24 protein-coding genes are annotated in these 23,614 nt (G+C 57.6%); 17 read left to right on the forward strand and 7 right to left on the reverse strand.

Going from position 1 to position 23,614, the window contains the following annotated elements; genetic code table 11:
• Positions 1-10 precede the first annotated feature (10 nt).
• The 3 genes from AC13RC_RS06795 (at position 11) to AC13RC_RS06805 (ending at position 3,594) form a co-directional block, all read left to right on the forward strand.
• Positions 11-2,221: an amylo-alpha-1,6-glucosidase gene (locus AC13RC_RS06795; protein ID WP_488556797.1), complete on the forward strand. Its 2,211-nt coding sequence runs from the start codon at positions 11-13 to the stop codon at positions 2,219-2,221.
• A gap of 291 nt (positions 2,222-2,512) precedes the next feature.
• Positions 2,513-2,989: an Hsp20 family protein gene (locus AC13RC_RS06800; RefSeq protein WP_113353018.1), complete on the forward strand. Its 477-nt coding sequence runs from the start codon at positions 2,513-2,515 to the stop codon at positions 2,987-2,989.
• A gap of 95 nt (positions 2,990-3,084) precedes the next feature.
• On the forward strand, positions 3,085-3,594 hold the full coding sequence (locus tag AC13RC_RS06805) for an Hsp20/alpha crystallin family protein (RefSeq protein WP_113388590.1): 510 nt from the start codon (positions 3,085-3,087) through the stop codon (positions 3,592-3,594).
• Positions 3,595-3,902: 308 nt separating this feature from the next.
• On the opposite strand, the gene AC13RC_RS06810 is transcribed toward AC13RC_RS06805, so the two are convergent.
• From AC13RC_RS06810 to AC13RC_RS06825, 4 genes are read right to left on the reverse strand one after another with little or no spacing between them, the layout of a single operon-like run.
• The gene (locus tag AC13RC_RS06810) at positions 3,903-4,217 is read right to left on the reverse strand and encodes a PRC-barrel domain containing protein (protein WP_113388591.1); all 315 of its coding nucleotides are present in this window, start codon (positions 4,215-4,217) and stop codon (positions 3,903-3,905) included.
• Entirely contained in the window at positions 4,214-4,579 is a 366-nt protein-coding gene (locus AC13RC_RS06815; RefSeq protein WP_488556798.1) for a hypothetical protein, read from the reverse strand. Before AC13RC_RS06815 ends, AC13RC_RS06810 begins: the two co-directional genes overlap by 4 nt.
• A gap of 1 nt (position 4,580) precedes the next feature.
• Positions 4,581-5,798: an Nramp family divalent metal transporter gene (locus AC13RC_RS06820; RefSeq protein WP_488556799.1), complete on the reverse strand. Its 1,218-nt coding sequence runs from the start codon at positions 5,796-5,798 to the stop codon at positions 4,581-4,583.
• Positions 5,795-6,178, reverse strand: coding sequence for a hypothetical protein (locus AC13RC_RS06825; protein WP_162750846.1), 384 nt, complete (start codon positions 6,176-6,178; stop codon positions 5,795-5,797). Before AC13RC_RS06825 ends, AC13RC_RS06820 begins: the two co-directional genes overlap by 4 nt.
• 345 nt (positions 6,179-6,523) lie before the next feature.
• Between AC13RC_RS06825 and AC13RC_RS06830 the strand changes: the two genes are divergently transcribed.
• From AC13RC_RS06830 to AC13RC_RS06870, 9 genes are all read left to right on the forward strand, one after another.
• Positions 6,524-7,294, forward strand: a complete 771-nt coding sequence (locus AC13RC_RS06830) for a hypothetical protein (RefSeq protein ID WP_488556800.1) — start codon at positions 6,524-6,526, stop codon at positions 7,292-7,294.
• Between the two features lie 2 nt (positions 7,295-7,296).
• Positions 7,297-8,022 carry a metallophosphoesterase family protein gene (locus AC13RC_RS06835; RefSeq protein ID WP_113353024.1) on the forward strand — a complete coding sequence of 242 codons (726 nt, stop codon included), beginning with the start codon at positions 7,297-7,299 and terminating at the stop codon, positions 8,020-8,022.
• 212 nt (positions 8,023-8,234) lie between these two features.
• A complete protein-coding gene (locus AC13RC_RS06840; RefSeq protein ID WP_488556801.1) occupies positions 8,235-10,637 on the forward strand; it encodes an FdhF/YdeP family oxidoreductase in 2,403 nt (800 codons plus the stop codon).
• A 26-nt stretch (positions 10,638-10,663) separates the two neighbouring features.
• Positions 10,664-11,269 carry a c-type cytochrome gene (locus AC13RC_RS06845; RefSeq protein ID WP_488556802.1) on the forward strand — a complete coding sequence of 202 codons (606 nt, stop codon included), beginning with the start codon at positions 10,664-10,666 and terminating at the stop codon, positions 11,267-11,269.
• Entirely contained in the window at positions 11,266-12,264 is a 999-nt protein-coding gene (coxB, locus tag AC13RC_RS06850) for a cytochrome c oxidase subunit II (protein WP_488556803.1), read from the forward strand. The genes AC13RC_RS06845 and coxB overlap by 4 nt, the downstream gene beginning before the upstream one ends.
• A complete protein-coding gene (gene ctaD, locus AC13RC_RS06855; RefSeq protein WP_488556804.1) occupies positions 12,261-14,174 on the forward strand; it encodes a cytochrome c oxidase subunit I in 1,914 nt (637 codons plus the stop codon). The genes coxB and ctaD overlap by 4 nt, the downstream gene beginning before the upstream one ends.
• Positions 14,171-14,773 (forward strand): cytochrome c oxidase subunit 3, encoded by a 603-nt coding sequence (locus tag AC13RC_RS06860; RefSeq protein ID WP_113353028.1) that lies wholly within the window; start codon positions 14,171-14,173, stop codon positions 14,771-14,773. Before ctaD ends, AC13RC_RS06860 begins: the two co-directional genes overlap by 4 nt.
• Before the next feature lie 295 nt (positions 14,774-15,068).
• Positions 15,069-15,965: a cytochrome c oxidase assembly protein gene (locus AC13RC_RS06865; RefSeq protein ID WP_488557039.1), complete on the forward strand. Its 897-nt coding sequence runs from the start codon at positions 15,069-15,071 to the stop codon at positions 15,963-15,965.
• A 64-nt stretch (positions 15,966-16,029) separates the two neighbouring features.
• Positions 16,030-16,359, forward strand: a complete 330-nt coding sequence (locus AC13RC_RS06870; RefSeq protein WP_233788523.1) for a c-type cytochrome — start codon at positions 16,030-16,032, stop codon at positions 16,357-16,359.
• A 6-nt stretch (positions 16,360-16,365) separates the two neighbouring features.
• On the opposite strand, the gene AC13RC_RS06875 is transcribed toward AC13RC_RS06870, so the two are convergent.
• Together AC13RC_RS06875 and AC13RC_RS06880 are read right to left on the reverse strand one after the other, a co-directional pair.
• Entirely contained in the window at positions 16,366-17,271 is a 906-nt protein-coding gene (locus AC13RC_RS06875; RefSeq protein WP_488556805.1) for a c-type cytochrome, read from the reverse strand.
• Between the two features lie 143 nt (positions 17,272-17,414).
• A complete protein-coding gene (locus tag AC13RC_RS06880) occupies positions 17,415-17,975 on the reverse strand; it encodes an NUDIX hydrolase (RefSeq protein ID WP_488556806.1) in 561 nt (186 codons plus the stop codon).
• Positions 17,976-18,338: 363 nt separating this feature from the next.
• On the opposite strand from AC13RC_RS06880, the gene AC13RC_RS06885 reads away from it, so the two are divergent.
• The 5 genes from AC13RC_RS06885 (at position 18,339) to cyoD (ending at position 22,973) form a co-directional block, all read left to right on the forward strand.
• Positions 18,339-18,794: a hypothetical protein gene (locus AC13RC_RS06885; protein WP_488556807.1), complete on the forward strand. Its 456-nt coding sequence runs from the start codon at positions 18,339-18,341 to the stop codon at positions 18,792-18,794.
• A gap of 132 nt (positions 18,795-18,926) precedes the next feature.
• The gene (cyoA, locus tag AC13RC_RS06890; RefSeq protein WP_488556808.1) at positions 18,927-19,856 is read left to right on the forward strand and encodes a ubiquinol oxidase subunit II; all 930 of its coding nucleotides are present in this window, start codon (positions 18,927-18,929) and stop codon (positions 19,854-19,856) included.
• Between the two features lie 2 nt (positions 19,857-19,858).
• On the forward strand, positions 19,859-21,871 hold the full coding sequence (locus AC13RC_RS06895) for a cbb3-type cytochrome c oxidase subunit I (protein ID WP_488556809.1): 2,013 nt from the start codon (positions 19,859-19,861) through the stop codon (positions 21,869-21,871).
• Entirely contained in the window at positions 21,868-22,560 is a 693-nt protein-coding gene (locus AC13RC_RS06900; RefSeq protein WP_113353037.1) for a cytochrome c oxidase subunit 3, read from the forward strand. Before AC13RC_RS06895 ends, AC13RC_RS06900 begins: the two co-directional genes overlap by 4 nt.
• The gene (gene cyoD / locus AC13RC_RS06905) at positions 22,560-22,973 is read left to right on the forward strand and encodes a cytochrome o ubiquinol oxidase subunit IV (RefSeq protein WP_069614309.1); all 414 of its coding nucleotides are present in this window, start codon (positions 22,560-22,562) and stop codon (positions 22,971-22,973) included. The genes AC13RC_RS06900 and cyoD overlap by 1 nt, the downstream gene beginning before the upstream one ends.
• A 216-nt stretch (positions 22,974-23,189) precedes the next feature.
• Here the strand turns inward: cyoD and AC13RC_RS06910 are convergent, their stop codons facing one another.
• Entirely contained in the window at positions 23,190-23,393 is a 204-nt protein-coding gene (locus AC13RC_RS06910) for a hypothetical protein (RefSeq protein WP_113353038.1), read from the reverse strand.
• Positions 23,394-23,614 lie beyond the last annotated feature (221 nt).

Genomic DNA, 23,614 nt, shown 5'->3' on the forward strand with positions numbered 1-23,614 from the left:
ACATGGCAGCATGTCGACCGCTTCTGTGGACAGCAAGCCATCCGTCGCGTCGGTAGAGCCGGCCGCCCCGGTGGCGCAATTCTTCATACCGGCAACCGCATCCCTGCAGGAGCGGCGACCGCGCACCTTGAAGCACGGCGATACCTTCGCCGTCTTCGACCACAATGGCGATGCGCTTTCCGGGCCTGGTAGCCCGGAGGGCCTTTTCCATCGTGATACGCGTTATCTCTCGCATTTCTATCTGACGATCAACGGCAAGCGGCCAATGCTGTTGTCGTCGACGCTGCGTGAGGATAACGCGACGCTCACCTGCGATCTCACCAACCCCGATCTTTTCGACGAAAAAGGTAAGCTCACGCTCGGCCATGATCTCATTCATCTTCGCAGATCCCGCTTCTTGTGGAATGGCGGTTGCTACGAGCGGCTGGCCATCCGGAATTATGACGATCGGCGGCAGCATGTTCGTGTCGAAATCGTATTTGCGGCCGATTTCGCCGACCTGTTCGAGGTTCGCGGAACTGTGAGAGTGCGTAAAGGCCGCCATCTTACCCCCGTGGTGGAGCAGGATTCGATCTTGCTTTCTTATATCGGGCTTGATGAACGAAAGCGGTCGACCCGCATTTGCTTTGATCCAAGGCCGGATCAAATTTGCAGCGATCAGGTTATTTATGATCTCCATCTTGAGCCGCATGAGGCGCGATCGTTTTTCATCGAGATAGGTTGCGATCGGGTCGCTGGCCGGCGACCGAGCCACCGTTCCTTTTTCCTTGCTCTAAGGGATGCGCGCCGAGCCTTGCGTTCGTCTTCCTCACGCGCGGCATCGATCGTTACGTCCAACGAGATCTTCAACGAGGTGGTTCGCCGCAGCGTCTCCGACCTCTACATGCTGATGACCGACAAGCCGGAAGGACCTTATCCCTATGCCGGCATTCCCTGGTTCAGCACCGTCTTCGGCCGCGACGCCCTGATCACGGCGCTGGAAACGCTCTGGCTCGATCCGCAGATCGCCCGCGGGGTGCTCGGCCACCTGGCGGCCAACCAGGCGGCGGAGATCGACCCTATCGCGGACGCGGAACCAGGCAAGATTTTGCACGAGGTCCGCTATGGAGAGATGGCCGAACTCGGTGAAGTGCCTTTCCGCCGCTATTATGGCAGTATCGACTCCACGCTCCTCTTCGTGCTGCTGGCTGGCGAATACCTCAAACGTACGGCAGATTTTGCCACGATCCAGTCGCTGCTCCCTGCCATCGAGGCGGCTCTTGCCTGGATCGACGAACATGGCGATCGAGACGGCGACGGTTTCGTCGAATATGGACGACGGACAGAAGAGGGCCTAATCAATCAGGCTTGGAAAGACAGCCACGATTCCATCTTTCACATCGACGGCACGCTTGCGAAGGGACCGATCGCGATTGCCGAGGTGCAGGCCTATCTCTACGGCGCCTGGCAGGGGGCCGCCGAGATCTTTCGCAGGCTCGGCAAGGCGGAACGAGCCGCGAAATTCCTGGCGAGGGCGGAGGCCTTGCGCCGGGCTTTCGACACGAGCTTTTTCGACGAGGAACTCGGCACTTATGTACTTGCTTTGGACGGAAATAAGCGCCCTTGCAGGGTTCGATCGTCCAATGCTGGATATGCCCTCTTCACCGGCATAGCCTATCCCGAAAGGGCACGCGTCGTTGCCCGAACGCTGATGGGTGCTTCGTCCTTCTGCGGCTGGGGTATCCGCACCATCGCCTCGACCGAGGCGCGTTACAATCCCATGAGCTATCATAACGGCTCGATCTGGCCGCATGACAATGCCCTGATTGCCGCCGGCCTTGCCCGCTACGGCTATCGCGCTGAAGCAGCGCGGATTTTCGAAGGCCTGTTTACGGCCTCGACCTATATCGACCTGCGCCGGCTTCCTGAACTCTTCTGCGGGCTGCCGCGCCAGCAGGCGCAGGGACCGACCTTCTATCCAGTCGCCTGTTCTCCGCAGGCATGGGCGGCTGCCGCGCCGCTCTTCCTGCTGCAATCGTGCCTAGGCCTTGATTTTGACCCGAACGCGCAGCACGTCAGCTTCAACGAGCCGCAGCTGCCTCCTTTCCTTGATGAGGTGTCGCTGCGACGCCTGCAGATCGGCAGTGGGTCGGCCGACGTCACCATCCGCCGATCCGGTCGCCACGTCGTGGTCGACGTCATTGATCGACGAGGCGATATCAGGGTGCTGACAACGGCATAGGCCGGCGGCGAAGAAGGCAGTGTCGTCGCCTTGCCTATTCCGGTTTCTCTCTATCGGAGCCAGTACGTCAACCATGGCGGTAACTCTGCCGCTCGGCATCTGCCGTATTACCCGAATCTGGTCACGCGAAAATCAATTTTTTTGTCGGGGAGTTGCACTACTCTTGAAACTGTAAGCCACGGAATTATATTAATATTGTTCGATTGCCCAATGGGAATCGAACGAAGTCCAGGAGACGTCATGCTCTTGGCGTCTCCTTGTATCCATGTTGCTTATAAGGAGGATATGGCTATGAGGACAAACCTCGATTTCTCACCCCTGTTCCGGTCGAGCATCGGCTTCGATCGAATGTTGAATGCGCTCGAAGCGGCAAGTCGCGTCGACACGATCGACAACTGGCCCCCGTACGATATCGTCAAGTCCGGCGAGGATAGCTATCGCATCGCCATGGCAGTGGCGGGCTTCTCGCAGGACGAATTGACGATCACCCAGGAGCAGAACATGCTCGTCGTCTCGGGCCAGAAGGCAAATGCTGAAGATGTGCAGTATCTGCATCGCGGCATCGCCGGCCGCTCGTTCCAGCGCCGGTTCGAGCTTGCCGATCACGTCAAGGTGGTAGGTGCCGGTCTCGTCAATGGTCTGCTGACGATCGATCTAAAGCGCGAAATCCCCGAAGAAATGAAGCCGCGCCAGATCGCCATTACGACCGACATGGCTCTATCAAAGCCTGAGACGAAGCAAATAGAGGCCGAAAAGCAGGCGGCTTAAGCTTCCACACAAGCGCAATTCGCACAAAGGCGCCGAGCATGGCTCGGCGCCTCCAGGCGAACTTTGCCAAGTGAGCAAACGGAAAGGAGAAAAACATGAGTGTTCGCGATTTGATTCCCTGGAATCGCAACAATGGCAATCAGATTCCGACTGTCCTGCGCGACGACGACCGTGATCCCTTCCTGTCGCTTCATCGCGAGGTAAACCGTCTATTTGATAATGTCTTCCGCGGCTTCGGCACCGGCCTGTCATCCTTCGGAAACGGCTCCGTCTTCAGTGCCGGCTGGCCGAACGTCGAGATCTCCGACACTGCCAAGGAGATCAAGGTGACCGCCGAAGTGCCCGGGCTTGAGGAGAACGACATCGAGGTCCTGCTCAACGATGGTGTGCTGACGCTGAAGGGCGAAAAGCGTTCCGAGAACGAGGACAAGGATCGCCAGTTCTCCGAGCGCTATTACGGCCGCTTCGAGCGCCGCATCCCGCTTGGCGTCGAGGTCAACGAAGAGCAGGTCGATGCCCGCTTCAAGAATGGCGTGCTGACCGTAACCTTGCCGAAGAGTGAGAAGGCGCAGTCGCAAGTCAAACGCATCGCCATCAAGAGCTGATCGATTCAATCCAGCCGGCGGCTGCCCCGGCGGCCGCCAATCAGGTCCTAATGGATCGAAGCACCACCACCTACCGAATTCTCGCCGAGCATTTTAACCGATGTCGCGCGTGCTCGTGAGACGTGGCTTTTGATCTTCCGATCTCGCACCCGGAAAATCTCGCCGCATCGTCATATGACAAACCGCCGACAATCATAAGAAGTGTGAGTGATCCGTCCGTAGAAGGAAATCAAACAGGTGACCGACCGGCTCGAAAGCGAGGTCAAGTAAGAAGGATTCCCAATGCACCACGCTTTAGCCGAAATGCGTTACGGTGCGCTCGTCCTGAGTTCGTCGACGGTACATCGGAGTTTAAGTTGACCAGAATTCCCTACATCGAGCTTATCCCATGGAACGATATAACCAGTCGGCCGCTGTTCGAATCCGAAGAGCCGTAGCATGACGTTGCCAATCGTCGTTGCCGATAGTCTTTCCAGCAAGCCAAGAGCTCCGAGGTGATATTCAACAACGAAGAAATCTTCGTCCGCAGCTTCCGCTTTGATCTCTTCCAAGCGTGCGATCGGCCGACCATTTAAGTCGTGAACCTTCATTCCAAGCAGGAGCTCCAGATGTATTTCCGTCATGACAACCCTCCCGGAATGTGCCTGAGAATATGTTGTCTCAACCATTCCTGCTTCTGTTCTAGCGGTGTTTCGCTGTTGTCGATATCAACTTCAATGTCGATGCCCACATCAGTGACCTTCGACCAAGGAATCCGATAGGGGCATTGATCGCGCTCTGCCCGCACCCGTTGGGAAAAGGCAAGCAGCCAGCGATATAGGCGCTGGCTCAGCCTTCGCAGCAGCGTCAAATGGCCCATTTCGACAAAGCTGATCTTGAGCCGGCCGTCGTTTTCGGTCGTAAGCACGATCCCGTCGACCTTTCCGATACGAGCCTGTCTGCGATCGACCACCTGCTTATCCAGAACGTCGCGCACAAGATACATGTCAGCCTCCCAGAATCTCCAGAGGTGTAGTTACAATCGAAAGCACGAAAGCCATCGCGACGATAAAGATGACCGCGGCATTGCCGATCCACCCGTTTCTGTGCTTCCCTACATAGGTCGGATCGTTCATCAGGATAAGGAAGGGAACCACGCCGAACGGCAGGCTGAGAGCTGAGAGGGCCATCGAAAAGATGGTGATCCGAAGCGGATCCAAGCCGATGACGATTGGGATCATGGCAATCATAAGGCAGGCTGTGTAGACAAGGCAGAAGGCGGGATTTTCTTTCGGCTTCATGTTTTCCGACCAATTCCATCCGAAGCCTTGTGCGATTAGATAGGCCTGTGCCAGGCTCACCTCGAGGGTCGCGCCCAAACATGTAATCCCGAGCGAGATCGCAAAGAGGCAAAGTCCCCATTTTCCAAAGGCGGGCGTGAGGATCATGGCAATCTGCTCATATCCTTCAATATCCTCAATCCCGTTGGAGGGATAAATCATTGCAGCCAGAACCATGACTGCGGCGGTAATGATCGCGCCGAAACTCATGCCAAGGATCGCGATCGCGCGATTGGCGCCAAAGTAGGTCTTGTCCCATTCGTCTTCGATGGCACCCGAGGAATAGAAGTAAAAGAGATAGGGCGAAATGACAGCGCCCAATATTCCGACGACGATGAAGCTATAATGTAGCCGATCTTTACTCGGCAGCGTCGGCACAAGTCCTTTCGCGATTTCGCCCCAGTGCGGATCCATGACAAACACGGCGACGACGAAAGCGAGCGCCAGAAGCCCCAAAGACGATATGCCATTCTCGATAAGGCCGAATGTGCCCCGCCAGAGCAGCAGCCAAGCGGTAAATGTCACCGGCAATGACCACCACGGAAATTTCACGCCAGTCAGGAATTGCAGCGCAAGCGAGATGCCGCCGATTTCGGCGGCAAGAACGAGAAGATTGACGATAAAGACCACGGATGCAGTGAGAAGAAAAATATTGGAGCCGAAGCGATCCCGAATTCCGTCGACGATCGTATAATGGCTCGCGATTGCGAAGCGCCCCGACATTTCAACGAGGAAAATCACACAGATCGTGCCGAGAACAATAGCCCAAAGGGGAGTATAACCATAGGCTGCTCCTGCTTGGGCGGAGGTCGCGATATTTCCCGTTTCAAGAAAACCGCCGATGCTGGTGATGACGCCAAGCGATACCTGCAGCAATTTCTTCAATCTGCTGCTCCTGATTTAGCTCTCAAGTCGCTTTCGAGGCTTCGCAAATCGCGAACATATTGGGAAAGCCCATCCGTCCGGCCATTGATGAGCTCGCGATGCGCTGAACCGGTGACCATATTCAACCGGCCGGCGAGGGCAGCCAAATTCTCCGGGAATGTCGGAAGCTCCTTCGATAGGGAGCCGATTTCCTTTGCGCACCGCTCTATCGTTAGGATGGCAAAACTATTCGATACGCGCATTTCCGTTCGCGCGTCCAAGACCATCTCCGCCGTCGCGCTCCATGAGAGCACATCACGAATTTTTCGGTCGCGCTGTTGCTGTTCATCCGAGCAGGACGTTAAGCAGACTAGGAAAAGGGCGACAATAAGCAGTTTCACGACCGAGTCCTCGTGGCGTCCCGCGCAGCTCCTTTTCCTCATATAATCGAATAGAGCCGGGTGAGTTCCAACGCAGTGACGGTTGGTACCGTCATAGAAGCCTTAATCGGGGCGGACGGCTTAGCACCTCGACCACCGCGATGCGTTTGCAAGGACAAGCAGTTCGCGAATACCCCTTACTGATGATCCGTTGTCCGTGCGCTCAGTGGCGCATCAACATCTGTCTTAAATGGGCAATGGAACAACCGCCCGTCGACGGTGTTCAAGTTAATATGTCTTCAGCTAGGCGGCGATCAAATGAATGCTCCCGCGAATATGGATTTGAGCACCAGGGATAATTCGCCGATGGAAGCGAAGGCGGTGCCTAAGTTAACCGATCCGGATGCTGAGGCCTTCGTTGCGAGTGTTATCAAGGATCTCGTTGAGTCCCGGATCCCGTTCCTCGTCGCGGGCACTTACGCGGTCAGCGCCTACACAGGAATTTCGCGCGAAACGAAGGATTGCGATATTTTTTGCAAGGCAGGCGATTTTCTACGGATTCTCTCGAATTTTCAGAGTCATGGCTATTCGATAGAGGTGATAGATGAGCGCTGGCTAGGGAAGATCTCCAAGGGACGGCACTTCTTCGATGTGATCTTTGCATCCCCTGATGGAGCGACGCCTGTAAACGATAAATGGTTCGAGGACGCCCGCCGGTTCCAGATGTGCGATTGCTCCGTTCGCATCGCTGGGGCAACCGAGCTAATCTGGTCGAAATGCTTCGTTCAGCTCCGGCATCGCTATGACGGCGCCGACGTCGCCCATGTGATCCTGAAGGCACACGACAAGATCGATTGGCGTAAGCTGCTGGAATATCTCGAGGTAAATTGGGAAGTGTTGCTGATCCATCTTCTCAATTTCCGCTGGATCTATCCTTCCGAGCGCGACAAAATTCCGAACTGGCTGATGGACGAGCTACTCGACCGTTTAAGCGCTCAGCGTGACCTGCCTTTGCCACAGACGAAGATATGCCGCGGCCGGATGTATTCTCGTGTCGATTTTGAAATTGACGTGAAGGAATGGGGCTTCGCCGACGTAAGCGGCGACGGCGAATGGCGCGACGAAGAGGAGAGTTGACGATGGCCAATGATCAACGACGGAAATTGAGAGTCGCCGCCGTCGCAGACCTTCATGTCAAGGAAGATCGGGAGCAATCCTATAAGGCGCTTTTTGCCGACATTTGTTCGGTCGCCGATGTCTTGGTCATCGCCGGCGATCTGACCGACCTCGGCAAGCCGAAAGAGGCCGAATTGCTTGCTGCCGACCTGCGCAACTGCACGGTTCCGGTGGTGGCGGTGCTCGGCAATCATGATTATGAAAGCGGTGCCGTCGAGGAGGTAACGTCCATTCTCACGGGCGTGGGCGTGAAGCTTTTGAACGGCCGAGCAGTGGAGATCGACGGAGTTGGCTTCGTCGGCGTGAAAGGTTTTGCCGGAGGGTTTGGACGCTACATGCTGAGTTCCTTCGGAGAGCCCGCCATCAAGGCGATGGTTGCTGAAAGCGTCGATGAAACCATGCGGCTGGAAAACGCCATGCGTCAGGTTCGGGCCAGCCGCTCCATGGTGGTTCTGCACTATGCGCCGATCACGGATACAGTCGTCGGCGAACCGCCGGAAATCTTTCCCTTTCTCGGCTCATCGCGTCTTGCCGAAACGATCGATCGCTTCAAAGTCGATGCAGTCGTCCATGGACACGCGCACCGGGGCAGCTATGAGGGCCGGACCCCCGCAGGAGCACCAGTTTTCAATGTCGCCGCCCACATCGAGAAACCCACGGGCAAGCCTTACGCACTCATCGATCTCTAGAGTGATGCCGAAAAGTGTATGCGGTTTTCGGACGACATCACGCTCTACTTTTTTGATTCTAGAGCGAATTCAGGTTTTAGGTCGACTCGACCTAAAATCATTCGGCTCTAGCGGCAATGCCAGCTGACGCCATGGCCGTCGTCGCCGGCACGGGCGCTAGGGAACAGAAAAGCTTGTCGTTGGTTCTTTGTGGGAAATCGAGGATCTTCATCATGGCTACCCACCCGAGAAACGAACCATCGAAAACAGCCGGCAAACCCGCAGCAGGTGGATGGGGTTCTGCGAAGTCGGTGGGTGGCATTCTCCTTCGGGAGCATATTCCGATCGCGGGCCCATCCCTCCTGGCGCATCAGAACAAGTCCGACGGCTACATGTGTGTCAGTTGCGCTTGGGGCAAGCCTGCCAAGCCTCATCCGTTGGAGTTCTGCGAAAATGGTGCCAAGGCTACCAGTTGGGAAGTTACCAACCGGCGCGCCGATCGTGCCTTCTTCGCGGCACATACGCTCACCGAACTTGAAACCTGGCCCGACCATGATCTCGAGGAACAAGGGCGTCTGACGCATCCCATGCGCTGGGATGCGGAAAAGGACAAATACGTACCCATAGCCTGGCATGTGGCTTTTGAGGAGATCGGCCGCGAGTTGAGGGCGCTGTCCCCAGAGCAGGTTGATTTCTATACGTCTGGGCGGGCGTCGCTTGAAACGGCTTACATGTATCAGTTGTTCGCGCGCATATACGGCAGCAATCATTTGCCGGATTCGTCAAACATGTGCCACGAAACCACATCCGTCGCCCTGCCGGAAAGCATCGGCGCTTCGATCGGTACGGCCATTCTGTCCGATTTCCAAAATTGCGACTGCATCTTCTATCTTGCGCAGAACGTTGGTACGTCCTCGCCGAGAATGCTTCACGACCTGCAGGATGCGGTCAACCGAGGCGTCAAGATCGTCACCTTCAACCCACTTCACGAGCCGGGGCTGCAGCGTTTCATCAATCCTCAGATGCCCGGTCAGATGCTCACCGGCAAGGAAACGCCGATTTCCTCGGAATACTACCAGGTCAAGAACGGCGGCGATATCGCCGCGCTTTTCGGCGTGTGCAAGGCGCTGATCGAGGCCGACGATGCTCTGAAAGCATCCGGTACCAGCAAGGTCGCGGGAAGCGATGCGATACCGGACGATCCCTCCGATGCCGGAACGGTCGCCTTTGCCGCAGCGATGGCCGCCGCCGACAAGAAGCATGTCCTTGACCACGATTTCATCCGCCAACATACCGCGGGCTTCGAGGAATTCGCGGCTGCGGCGCGAAATTACGATTGGGCCGAGCTGGAGCGTGTCTCGGGCCTGACGCGGGCCCAGATGCAGCAGGCTGCTTCGACCTATGCCAACTCGAATGCGGTTCTCATGGTCTATGGCATGGGCCTTACGCAGCATGTCATGGGTGTCCAAAACGTACATATGGTCGTCAACCTCGCGCTTCTGCGCGGCAATATCGGTAAGCCGGGAGCCAATATCTGCGCAGTCCGTGGCCATTCGAATGTTCAGGGTCAGCGCACGGTGGGGATCACGGAAAAGCCAGGCCTCGTGCCGCTGGACAAGCTGGCCGCACTTTATCAGTTCGAGCCGCCGGAATGGATCGGCCACACCACGGTCGAAACATGCAAAGCGATTCTTGAGGGCGAGACGCGGGCGTTCGTCAGCCTCGGCGGAAATTTTCTGCGAGCCATTCCTGAAACCGTCGCGATGGAGAATGCATGGCGGAAGCTGCGCCTGACCGTCCAGATCGCCACCAAGCTTAATCGAAGCCACGTCATTCATGGCGAAATCGGCTATCTCCTACCGTGCCTTGGCCGCATCGAAATCGATGAACAGGCGAGCGGCCCGCAGGCCGTTTCGATGGAAAGCTCGGTCGCGCATTTTCACGGCTCGCGTGGAAGGGCCAAGCCCGCCAGTCCGGAATTGCTTTCCGAGCCCGCAATCATCGCAGGAATGGCAAAGGCGACGCTGACCAAGGGCGTCGTGCCATGGGACCGCTGGGTTGCTGACTATTCGACCATCCGCGACGCCATCGAGCAAACCTATCCGGAGACCTTCAAGGACTTCAACGAGCGCATGTTCCATCCTGGCGGCATTCCAAGACCGTTGCCCGCGCGGGAACGTAAATGGGTGACCCCCAACGGCAAGGCCAATTTCATTACGCCTGACCGCCTGTTTCCGGAGTTTTCGCTCGATGCGCAAAGCGACGATATCCTTCATCTCGCGACGTTGCGCTCCAACGATCAGTTCAACACGACGATTTATGGCTTGAGCGACCGCTATCGCGGTATAGAAGGAACCAGGCGGGTCGTCTTCGTCAACACAAAGGATGTAGGGCGCCTGGGCTTCAGCAACGGCGAGGCCGTCGATCTGGTGACCGCGATCGATCGGGAAACGGAGCGGCGGGTCACAGGGTTCACCATTGTTGCCTATGACATGCCGGAAGGATGTTGCTGCGCCTACTACCCGGAAGCCAACCCGCTGTTCCCGTTGAGCCATCATGACGCCAAGGCGAAGACACCGTCTTACAAGCTGCTACCCGTGCGCCTTGTCCGCTCTGGCGCGGCTCCGGTTCATTGAATCCCGAACAGGTTGGAATATCAGCCATGCCGTGGGAGGTAAGTAGAGAATTCCTTGATCGCACATTCGTAGCCGTTGTTTTTCTGGTGACCCTCGGCGCGGCCGCGCTCATCGGCGATGCACGAGAAGGGCGACAATATCGAACCGATCCGGCCGTCGGAGCAGCCTTGGACGAGCTGCGCCTTATGCCAAACGGTATCAGCGGCACTCCGCCGGAAATCTATTTTGCCCTCGGCAAACCCTATGAGACCACCGCTTACGATCTTAGCCAGGGCAAACGGCTCTATTCCTGGTTCGGTTGCGGAGCATGCCATGGCGACGGGCGTGGCGGGATCGGTCCTTCTTTCCTGGATGGCTGGTGGCTCTATGGTCCGGAGATGGTGTCGATAGCCGCCTCCATCCGCGATGGCCGGCCGCATGGAATGCCGGCTTTTCGCGACAAGATGACGATTGACGAGATCTGGCAACTCGCAGGCTACGTCCAGACGATCGGCGCATATAAGGCCAAGACCACCGCGCCGAGCCGCAATGACGATAAGCAGACCCGTCCGGCGGAAAACCGCGCGCCGGCGGCAATTCTGTTCGACGAGGGCCCTGCCGGACCGAACGCTGTACAGGAGCCATCCCATTGAAAGCGGGCGCTGCCGTTTTCCTGCTCCTGTCGGCCATCCTAATTGCAGGATGCAACGGCGCTCAGTCCGCCCTGAATGCCGAGGGGGCCGCGGCCGTTCAGCTCAAGCATCTCATCATCGGGATCGTGGTCGTCTGCTGCGCTGTGTGGGCACTGGTCATGATCGTGCTGGTCCTCGCATTGCTGCGCGCCAGGAGACCGCGGGAAAGTCCAAGCTCCGAAAGTGAGCTGCGGATGGGCAAGTTGGTAACGGCGGCTGTCGCGGCGACTGTTGTCATCATCGCGGGTTTGACGATTGCGAGTTTCTATACAACCCGCGGCCTCGGCATGTCCGAGGATGCCGGTCTTACGATTAAGGTTCGCGGCCAGCAATGGTGGTGGCAATTCATCTATGATGATGTCGATCCGACCAAGTCCTTTCAGACGGCCAATGAGATGCATATCCCGGTTGGTGTCGATATTCGCATCGAGCTCGAAAGCCTGGATGTCATTCATTCGTTCTGGGTACCGAGCCTCGCCGGTAAGCGCGACCTCATTCCCGGCCGGCAGAACGTCATATCCATACGAGCGGAACGGCCAGGTGTCTATCGCGGTCAATGCGCGGAATTCTGCGGGCTTCAGCACAGCCATATGGCGCTGTTCGTCATCGCGGAGGACATGGCCGCCTATCAGCGCTGGGCCGCCGCCCAGAAGGCCAATAGCGTATCGCCGGCCGATCCAGAGGCTGCGGCGGGCAAGGCTCTCTTCATGCGCAAGCCTTGCGCGGCTTGCCATACCATACGCGGAACCGAGGCATCGGGATCGACCGGGCCGGATCTGACCCATGTCGGGAGCCGCCAGACGATCGCGGCAGGCCTGCTCGACAACACCCGCGGTTCACTTGCCGCCTGGATTGCCGATCCGCAGACATTGAAACCGGGAAACAACATGCCGATGGTTCCACTCTCCAGTGACGAACTGCGGCAGCTTTCCGCCTATATGGAAAGCCTGCGATGACGAACGACGGCAAACCGACACAACCGACGGATCTGATGTTCGATGACGACGAGCTCGAGCGGCGGCTCGCGCAGACCTGGAGGACGCCGGCCGGGGTCTGGGGTGCCCTCACGACAGTCGACCACAAGATCATCGGCCGCCGTTACATCGTTACCGCATTCGTTTTTCTCGCCTTGGGCGGGTTGCTCGCGCTCGCGATGCGGCTGCAATTGGCGCAGCCGGAGGCGCGCTTCATCGGTCCGGACCGCTACAATCAGATTTTCACCATGCATGGCTCAAACATGATGTTCCTGTTTGCCGTGCCGGTCATGGAAGCCATAGCGGTCTATCTCGTGCCGCTGATGGTCGGCACCCGCAATATCGCCTTTCCGCGCTTGAATGCCTTTTCCTATTGGATCTATCTCGCCGGCGGTCTGTTGTTGTGGATCTCGTTTGCGCTCGATACCGCGCCCGATGTCGGATGGTTTGCCTATGTGCCCTTATCCGGACCGCAATATGGCGCGGGCAAGCGTGCCGACCTCTGGGCGCAGATGATTACTTTCACGGAAGTTGCCGCCTTGGCCGTTGCGGTGGAAATCGTCGTCACCGTCTTCAAGCAGCGTGCGCCGGGCATGTCGCTCGACCGCATTCCGCTGTTCGTCTGGTCGATGCTCGTCACGGCCTTCCTCGTTATCATGGCCATGCCGGCAATCATGCTCGCCAGCTCGACGCTGATCCTCGATCGTCTGGTGGGGACGCATTTCTACAATCCCGCGGAGGGCGGCGATGCGCTGCTATGGCAGCATCTGTTCTGGTTCTTCGGCCATCCCGAGGTCTATATCATCTTCCTGCCAGCCGTCGGCATGGTGTCGACGATAACGGCAACCTTCTCGCGCCGCCCCGTATTCGGCTATCTTCCGCTTGTCATGGCCCTGATCGCAACCGGAATCCTGGCTTTCGGCCTTTGGGTGCATCATATGTTCGTTGTCGGCCTGCCGAAGCTCGGCGAGAGTTTCTTCACCGCCTCCAGCATGGCGATTGCCATTCCAGCCGGCATCCAGATATTCTGCTGGCTGGCGACGCTATGGAGCGGACAGCCTGTTTTCAAGACACCGCTGTTGTTCGTCATCGGGTTCATCGTGACCTTCGTCATCGGTGGGCTGACCGGGGTGATGGTCGCCTCGGTTCCGTTCGATACCCAGGTGCACGACACCTATTTCGTCGTCGCACACTTCCATTACGTCCTGGTCGGCGGCGCCGTTTTTCCCTTGCTCGGCGCCATCTATTACTGGTTTCCCAAGATGACTGGACGGATGATGAGCGAGACGCTCGGCCGCTGGGCGTTCGGGCTGATCTTTGCCGGCTTCAATCTGACCTTCTTTCCAATGCATATTCTCGGGCTCGAGGGCATGCCGCGGCGCATCTACACCTATCAGCCGGAAATGCCCTGGGCCGGCATGAACATGTTCGTGAGCTTCAGCTCCCTTATCCTTTCACTGGGATTCCTCGTCTTCTTCATCGATGTCATCCGTAGCGCTCGATCCGGGCAGATCGCCGGTGAGAATCCATGGAATGCCTCGACGCTTGAATGGGCGACATCGTCACCGCCGCCATGCTTCAATTTCCGCCATATCCCGGTCGTCGACGCTTGTGACCCCCTGTGGTCGCAGCCGGATGAACTCGCGGTTGCCGGCGGGCTGCGCACCGACCGGCGCGAATTGATCGTCAGCAGCGTCGTCGAAGCGCGGCCGGAAGCAAGCGAGTCCTCGCCACGAAATTCGATCTGGCCGTTCCTGGCGGCTCTCGCCACCACGGTGATGCTGATCTGGTCGATCTTCTCGCCTTGGGCGGTCATTTGGGGATCAATTCCGATCGGGATCACCTTGACGGGCTGGTTCTGGCCGAAGCAGACGCCGGAGGATGAATCATGAAGGAGCGCGTCGTCCTCGATGTTTCAAGGCTGCCGCCTCATGGCATGGGGAGGGCAAGCCCGACCTGGTGGGGAACCTGTGCCTTCATGCTCATCGAAGGGTCCGGCTTCGCGTTGGCGATCGCGGTCTATTTCTACCTGATGAGCCTCGCCCCGCACTGGCCAATCGACGCACCGGCGCCGGGCCTCGTTCCCGGAACGACCCTGACCGCGATATTGCTGGCAAGCGTCGTGCCGAACATTCTCGTGTCCCGCTGGGCACGGCAACGAGATCTACACAAGGTGCGGATCGGGCTTATCGTCATGTCGGTACTCGGAGCGGTGCCGCTGATCCTGCGCGGTTTCGAATTCGCCGTCCTCAACATTCGCTGGGACGATAATGCGTATGGCTCGATCATTTGGACCATGCTGGGGCTGCATACGACCCACATCGTCACGGATCTCATCGATACGCTGGTACTGACCGGCCTGATGTTTTCGAGGCATGCCGATAATCCGCGCCGCTTCGGCGATGTCGAAGATAATGCAATGTACTGGAACTTTGTCGTGGTGGCGTGGATTCCCTTGTACGCATGCATTTACTGGGTGCCACGTCTATGATGGCCACGGCGGCAAAATATGGGGGTTTGATCCTTGCCCCACTTGTATGGGCCGGCAATACCCAGCTTGGCCAGATGCTCCCCTATGTCGATTGCAGCCGGCATACGCATTGGTCCGTCCTGACATCTTCCGTCTCAATTCTACTTGCGTTGGCGAGCGCGGCGATAGCGCGGGCCGGTTCTACGCCCGAGGAGGCGCGAACGGGGCTGTTCCTCCGCCATCTCAGTGTCCTCGTCGGGCTCGCCATCGCCTTCGCGCTTTTCCTGCAGGGAGGAGCCGCGTGGCTCTTGAACGTATGCGAGCATTAGCCGCCCTCATGATCCTGCTGATGACGGGGCGGGAGGCTGCCGCCCATGGCGCGGAAGCGCATCTCTTTCATTCGGTCTGGACGATCGACCCGTGGATCGTGACACCGTTAGCGGTCGCGGCTTTTCTTTACGGCCGAGGTTGGTGGAGGCTGAGGAGACGCGCTCGAACGAGCAGACCCCTCGTGGCGAAGCGTGCCCTTTGTTATTGGGTCGGCTGGGTGACGCTTGCCTGTGCGCTGCTGTCTCCGTTGCACTGGCTCGGAGAGCAGCTTTTTACCTTTCACATGATCGAGCACGAAATCATCATGGCGATCTCCGCTCCGGTGATCGTCATCGCGCGACCGGCAGGCATGCTTCTCTGGGGACTGCCGGATCGGCTGAGGCGCTGGACGGGGAGGGCGATGAGGCGGAGCTCCGTGCGGATCGTCTGGCGCTGGCTCAGCGGAGGAACCAATGCCACCCTATCGCATGCCGTCGCCATATGGGCCTGGCATGCGCCGATCCTGTTCGATGCCGCCGTTGGCGATGTCACGCTGCATCGCCTCCAGCATCTGAGCTTCTTCGCCACCGCTATCCTATTCTGGTGGTCGATCTTCTGGCGCAGCAATCACGGCGTCGCGGCGTGGCACCTGTTCCTGACCATGCTGCACACTGGAGCACTCGGTGCGCTGATGGCACTTGCGCCGCGCGTCCTTTATGTCGCGCAGACGCATGCTGCGGAAACATGGGGGCTTACGCCGCTCGAGGATCAGCAGCTCGCGGGAATGGTCATGTGGATTCCAGCCGGGACGATTTATGCCGGCGCCGCACTCGCGATGGCAGCCCTATGGATCGCGAATGCCAGCAAGGGAGCGGGCCGTGTTCCACGCATCCGTCCTTTATAGATCTCGCGGCATCTGGCTAGGCGCGGCAGCCATTGCAGTGCTTTGCGCTCTGATTGGCGCGAACATGGCGAAGACTTCGCGGCAGCGCCTGCAGGTGGCACGCGTACTGACCGAAGGCGGGGATCCCTCCCGCGCACCGCCGATCTTTCGTCGATATGGGTGCACCGGATGCCATCAAATCCCCGGCATAGCCGGTGCCGATGGTCAGGTGGGCGGGACTTTGGAGGGTCTTCAAAAACGGGTCTATATTGGCGGCGTCGTCAACAATACGGGCGATAACCTCGTTCATTGGATCGTGTCGCCGCAGGATTTTTCGCCCAATTCCGCGATGCCGAAAACAGGGATCTCGCAAGCCGAGGCCCGGGATGTCGCCGCCTATCTCTACACCCATTGATCCCATTTAAGGATGCGGTGTCGGCCGAGGAGGCAGGGTCTTGATGTAGCGCCCGATGGCATCGCGATCGCTTTGCGGCAGTATCGCCATGTTGGTGACGACCTCGGCCATGGACGAGCCGACGCGGCCATGGTTTGGCGTGTTGCCGCTCTTCAGCATTTCCGCGATGTCGGCTTCGGACCAATTTCCGATCCGGCTCGGCGTGATATTGGGAACGAAGCCGGTGTCTTCAGGGTCGGTACCGCCGGCAAACCGTGTTTCTGGCTTTATCGCACCGAACATATTGCGCGACGAGTGGCATTCCGCGCAGTGGCCCAGGGTCTCGACCAGATAGCGGCCACGAGCCAGGACAGGATCGGTGCTGGCGGGTCCTTGCGTCTGCCCTTCCCGGAAGAACAGCAATTTCCAAAAGCCCAGCAGGCGGCGCCTGCGGAATGGGAAGAACAGATCATGCGCGGGCGGGCGGCCGGAAACCGGAGCCAACGTCCTCAGATAGGCCCTTAGATCCCTGATGTCCTCGAGCCGCATGCCCGTATAGCTGGGATAGGGAAATACCGGATAGTAGTGCTGATGTCGCGGCGAAACACCGCCAATCAACGCGTTGGCGAGATCGACGGTGCTCCATTTTCCGATGCCATCAACGGGATCGGATGAAATATTGGGTGCACGAAATGTGCCGAAAGGCGATGCAAGTGCGAGACCGCCGCCTAATTTCAGACGATCCTTCTGGCCTGGGGTGGCGTGGCAGGACGCGCAGTCGCCGGCGGCGAATATAAGCTGGCCCCGCGCCGGATCGCCGTTGTCTTGAAGGCGAGGATCACCCGTCGCAAAAGGCATGGCAGGTTCCGTCACGAACCAGATCACGGGGGCGGCCAGCAGGGCGGCCAGGCACAGCCAAGTCAGAATGCGCATGCGTTTTATCGACCGGTTCGGTGGAGCGCGAAAGATCGCGCTCTCATAGAACTGCCCATTCGGCTATCCGTTCCGTTTATGGGCGGCCGGCTCTAAAGATTATCGATAGTCAATCGCGCATGTCCCTTCCATTGGTTCCGTGCCTAAGTGGTGATCTTCAGAAGGTTTCCTCGCGCAAGGGCAAGCAGCAGGGCGGAGGTGTGAATGGCTTGGCAGATCCCACCCGTCAGGGCTTTGTTTACCGCTTCCATCAAAGGCAGCTGACGCAGTACGACACGTTCTGAAGGATCGTTCACCTGCGCTTGGCTCTCCGTCAGCCCGGTCGCTAAAACGATGTGGCTGTAGTTGGTTTGCATCGCCGGATTGGGTGCAAGGCGCCCACAATATTGCCAATGGCGAGCCTCGAAGCCCGTCTCTTCAAGAAGTTCACGCTTAGCCGCTTCCAAAGGCGTTTCGCCCGCGTCTATTCCTCCACCGGGAACTTCGAGCGATATGATATTCAGTCCGTGGCGGTATTGCTCCAGCAACAAGACTGAACTGTCGTCACCAATTGCGACGACGTGCACCCAATCAGGGTATGAAAGCACGTAGTAGGGAGAGATCAGGTGACCTTCACTGGTTACGCAGTCGTCGGCTCTCACGTCGATCCACCGATCCTTTAGGATCTGCCGCGATGATTGGATCGTCCATGGCTTCAGTTCCATTGTCATTTCCCTCCGTTGACGCCATTTGGCCAGGAATTGGCAAGAGAATGTGCCGATCCCACTACCTGACGTCAATTTTGCATTCACTCAACGCGCGTCGGCGATAAAGGTGCCGCGGATGGTGGGAAAATGTCTTGCGCTGAGATGGTCACGTCGAGATTCCTTGGGGTTGGAGTGACTGGAACGTGAAATCAGATGAAGTGGAGCTTTGGTCGAAAAAGCAACCACGGAATGAATCATGCATCGTTTCCTTTCGGGTTCATTTCTGAGCGTGATGGTCGAGGCGCGGCACTGGAAAGGCGGGAACCAATTCGATTGCAAGGCGGTTAGGGAACACGGATGCAGGAACTAACGAGGAATGTCATGTCGAATGTTTCGAGAACAGGCACCGACGACGTCAATAATGCAACCAGTAGAACAACCTTCGGGCGATCGGTCGAGAGCCAGAATCAGCTTCGGGATGCGGCAACCATTGCTTCAGCAACGGATGTCGGGGAGGTTCTGAATATCTACCGCTTGGAACCCATCGCCGCTCCGGAAGATCCGCATTGGGACAACGCCCGCGATCATGGCACGGTTGTCGTGGCGGCTAGGACTGCAGGCGACGCGCGCATCGTGGCGGCGGGCAATGAGCTTGACTTTATGGAAGTCGATGCGGCCCCTGCCGAAGATGTGACGACCAGCAATGCGAGCGCATTTCGCGATGACAAGCTTTATACCGTGATCGAGATTGCTCGCGGCCGAACCGACCTCAAACGCGGCGTGCTGGAAGGCGAGGTGTCTGTCGATACGATTCTTCCCACGCAAATCGATCGCTGATCATTTGACCTGAACTAGGAATCGCAGCGCTACGAAAACGGCGGCGCGCTGAACTCCGCAAGACGACATTTTGGATGGAACAATGCCTGACGTTGCAAGTTCGGTGAGCCGCAACGGAGAGGACGATCCAGAATGCGCGGCTTGGAAAATCCAAAATCGGCGTCCGCTCGCGGATGGCACGGCGCGATTTTTTGCCTATTGAGTTTTGGCCTCTCCTCATGTTCCGTAGCGGTACTGAACCCGGTCGGCCCCGTAGGCGCCGGTGATGCCTCGATTCTGATCAACGCCACAGTGATCATGCTCGCCATAGTGGTTCCGACCATCCTGCTGGCGTTCTGGATGGCATGGCGTTATCGCGCCTCTAATCCCCGAGCGGAATATCTCCCTTATTGGTCCTATTCCGGACGCATCGAGGCGGTCGTCTGGTCGATTCCGATCCTGACGATCATGTTCATTGGCGGTCTGATCTGGATCGGGTCGCACAGGCTCGACCCGTTCAGGCCGCTATCATCGAGCAAGCCACCTCTCGAGGTGCAGGTCGTATCGCTCGATTGGAAATGGCTTTTCATCTATCCAAAAAACGGGATTGCCACCGTCAATCAAGTCGTGATCCCGACCGGCACGCCGGTACACTTTTCGATCACGTCGGCGAGCGTCTTCAACGCGTTTTTCGTGCCTCGGCTTGGATCGATGATCTACGCCATGCCTGGCATGATTTCGCAACTGCACCTTCAGTCGGATGAATCCGCTCGCCTGCGGGGCATATCCGCTCAGTTTTCCGGCGACGGTTTCTCGGACATGGAGTTCGAGGTCAGAAGCGTTCCGGATGCAGAGTTTGAAACCTGGATGAAGAGCACTCAGGCGACCGATCTTCCTCTCGATCGGGATGAGTATGGCAAGCTCTTACAGCAGAGCGAGCGCGTTCAGCCTGTGACCTATCGGCTGGCGGATCCCGGGCTTTTCGATGCCATTGTTCAACAGACGATTCCGCCAGGTCCCGGTCCCGAGGCCGAGTCCCCACAACATGCGGGTCGCGAGACTTCTACTGGCGGAAAGGATTGAACATGTTGGGAAAACTCGGGCTCTCGGCGATTCCCCTGTCTCAGCCGATCCCGCTGATCACCTCCATCGCCGTCATCCTCATCGCCATTGTGGTCTTGATTCTGGTCACCGTAAGAGGATGGTGGCCCTATTTATGGCGAGAGTGGATCACAAGCGTCGATCACAAGCGCATCGGCATTATGTATTGTCTGCTCGGTGTCGTCATGCTCATCCGTGGCTTCGCCGATGCGATCATGATGCGCACCCAGCAGGCGGTCGCGATCGATGCCCCCGGTTACCTGCCGCCCGAACATTATAATCAGATATTCACCGCGCATGGAACAATCATGATCCTGTTCGGTGCCATGCCCCTCGTCTTGGGATTTATGAATTTCCTCGTGCCGCTGCAGCTCGGCGTCCGTGACGTTGCCTTCCCGACATTCAACTCGGTTGGGTTCTGGCTGACGGCCAGCGGTGCGCTGCTGGTCAATGTGTCGCTCTTCATCGGCGAGTTCGCCCGCACCGGATGGCTGCCATACCCGCCTCTCAGCGAGACGAGCTATACGCCAGGCGTAGGCGTCGATTACTATCTTTGGGCCGTGCAGATTTCCGGCATAGGGACCCTGATAACCGGCATCAATATCGTCACGACGATATTGAAGATGCGGTGCCAGGGCATGAGCTATCTCAGAATGCCGGTCTTCTGCTGGACCGCGCTGGCTTCCTGTCTGCTGATCGTGGCAGCCTTTCCGATCCTAACGGCGACGCTCGCCATGTTGACGCTCGATCGCTATGTGGGATGGCACTATTTCACAAATACGGCGGGCGGAAATCCGATGATGTTTGTGAACCTGATATGGGCGTGGGGTCATCCGGAAGTCTACATCCTCGTCCTGCCCGCCTTCGGCATCTTTTCCGAAGTCTTTTCGACCTTTTCCGGCAAGCCGCTATTTGGCTACCGCTCGATGGTGGCGGCGACGATGTTCATTTGCATCGTTTCGATGCTGGTATGGCTGCACCACTTCTTCACGATGGGGGCTGGCGCCGCGGTCAACACCTTCTTCGGCATCTCCTCCAGCATCATCGCCGTCGGCACCGGCGTCAAAATCTACAACTGGATCTTTACGATGTATGGCGGAAGGGTTCGTTTCGAAGTGCCGATGCTTTGGTCGATGGGCTTCATCTTCACTTTCACCATAGGCGGGTTGACGGGTGTCCTGCTCGCCATACCGCCAGCGGATTTCCTGACGCATAATTCCATGTTTCTGGTGGCGCATTTTCACAACGTCATCATTGGCGGTGTCGTGTTCGGCGTTTTCGCGGGGATGGAATTCTGGTTTCCGAAAGCATTCGGTTTCCGGCTCCATGCAGGTTGGGGCAAAGCAGCTTTCTGGCTGGCTTTCGCGGGGTTTTGGGTGACCTTTACGCCTCTTTACGTTCTCGGACTTGATGGCATGACACGGCGGTTGCAGCACATCGACGTTCCCGAATGGGCGCCCTGGCTTTACGTCTCCGTCGTCGGTGTCGGCATTCTTGTCCTGGGGGTCATCGCGCAGGTCATTCAATTGGTCGTCGCCATTCGCCAGCGGGAAAAGCTGCGGGATATTACCGGAGATCCGTGGGATGGTCGTTCTCTTGAATGGGCAACCCCGTCGCCGCCGCCGTTCTTCAACTTCGCCGTCATGCCGAATGTCGAGGGGGAGGAGGCCTATTGGGGTATCAAACTTCGCGCCGTGGAATCACAGCAACTATCGCCCGAACCGGATTATAAGCCGATCGAGATGCCGGTAAACAGTCCCGTTGGGATCTATACAGCCTTTTTCGCCACGATCTTCGGTTTCGCGATGATCTGGTACATCTGGTGGCTTGCCATCGTGGCGCTCGTGGCGGCCTTCATTGGCTTCGTGGTCTTCGCATGGCGCGACGTTCATGAATTCGAGGTTTCGGCCGACGAGGTCGCGCGCGTCGACCGTGTCCGGCGCTCCGCTCGCGAGGCGATGCTCGCGCGAATCTCAGAACAGGGAGTATTGCCATGACGGATACCGGGCTGCCGGCGAGCGTCGAAGCCATCCGGCGTCTTCGCGAAGATCCGCATCGTCTGGGCCACCGTGCTCATGGCCCGGGGGAGCCCGCGGTGGGAACTGGCCAGGGCGCTACCGGCCCCGCGGACAAGCGAATTCTTGTCGGCTACGGATTCTGGATCTATCTGCTGAGCGACATCATCATTTTCGCGTGTTTCTTCGCCGCATTCGCCGTGCAAAGGGGGGCGACGGCCGGCGGGCCGGTGATTACCGATATCGTCGATGTGCAACGCGTGGGATTCGAAACCGCGGCGCTGCTATTGTCGAGTTACACCTGCATGCTGTCGTTTGCGGCGACAAATGCGCGCAATAAGCTGTGGACGCTTATATTTCTGCTTCTGACAGGCCTGCTGGGATTGATATTCGTTCTTCTTGAGCTATGGGAATTCATCGAACTATCCGATCGCGGCTTCACGCCGCAACGCAGCGCAATGCTCACTTCCTTCTATGGGCTGGTCGGACTGCATGGACTGCACGTCACGCTCGGCGGCGTGTGGCTGGCCACGATGATGGCCCAGGTCTTCATAAAAGGATTTCGCCGCGAGATCATTCATCGATTGATCTGCTTCAATCTCTTCTGGCATGCACTTGATATCGTCTGGATCGGCATTTTCACGATCGTCTATCTGATGGGAGTTCGCTAATGAGTACCTCCGACACCGACACGGACATATATGATAATAGGCGGAATTTGCGGGACGACCATGCGCCCGGTGACGAGCCACCGGAAGAAAGCGGCCACTGGGTGTTGAACGCAAACTTGGGCCTGGGATTTTCTATCATTCTGACGGCTGCTTCCTTCTTGCTAGCCACTTCCAACATTGTTTACGGGCCGGCAATTCCGGTAGCGCTTATCGTACTTGCAATTGCGCAAATGGGCGTGCATCTGGTGTTCTTTCTGCATATCACCACAGGCCCCGACAACACAAACAACGTCCTCGCACTGGCATTCGGCATATTGGTCGTCGTGCTGATCGTTCTCGGTTCAATCTGGATCATGGACCATCTGAAGCAAAACATGATGCCCATGGATCAAATGATGAATATGCAGCCATGAGTATTTGGATCATGCACCCAAAAGCTGCGTGACGCCGCATCACAATGCTTTGCCAAGTAGGAAAATGCAGTGAAGGAGCTTCAATATGTCACCGAAGTGCTTCGCTCTTCTATTTGCGATCTGCATTTCGCTGACGGTCGGATATATGCTCAGCTTCATATGGCTTTCCGCTGCGACAGCCTACTAGATTTTCATCGGTTCATGCGGAAGCCCGTCTTATTCCTTTGTGCCTGGCTTACTCCGATCGTTCTTGGAAATGCGCACGCCCGATTTACCAATCGGCGTCACCAGATCTTTTTCAAGGACGGTTGGGGCCATACCCTCTTGCTCGCTCGATTGCTGGATCGGAGCGGGATTGTCCGATGTCGCTTTCCGGGAAGGAATGTTCGGACCGCCGAACTTTGTTTCTTTGCCTGTCATGATGCAGCCTTTCCTTGGAAATGAACCTTACTGCGAAAGAGCCGCAAAGTTCCACGAGATCGGAAGGACGAGAGGTATTTGCCGGTCGCACGGAACTTCCGCCGATTTCGCCGCTTAGACGGAAATGATATCTTTCATGCGATTGTTTCATAACGAACTGACAACCCTTAGACGCTCCCCGGTCATGACCGCGCGGGTCCGGGCGGTTTCGCAATGAAGCA

This window comes from Martinezella sp. CNPSo 3890, assembly GCF_057784455.1.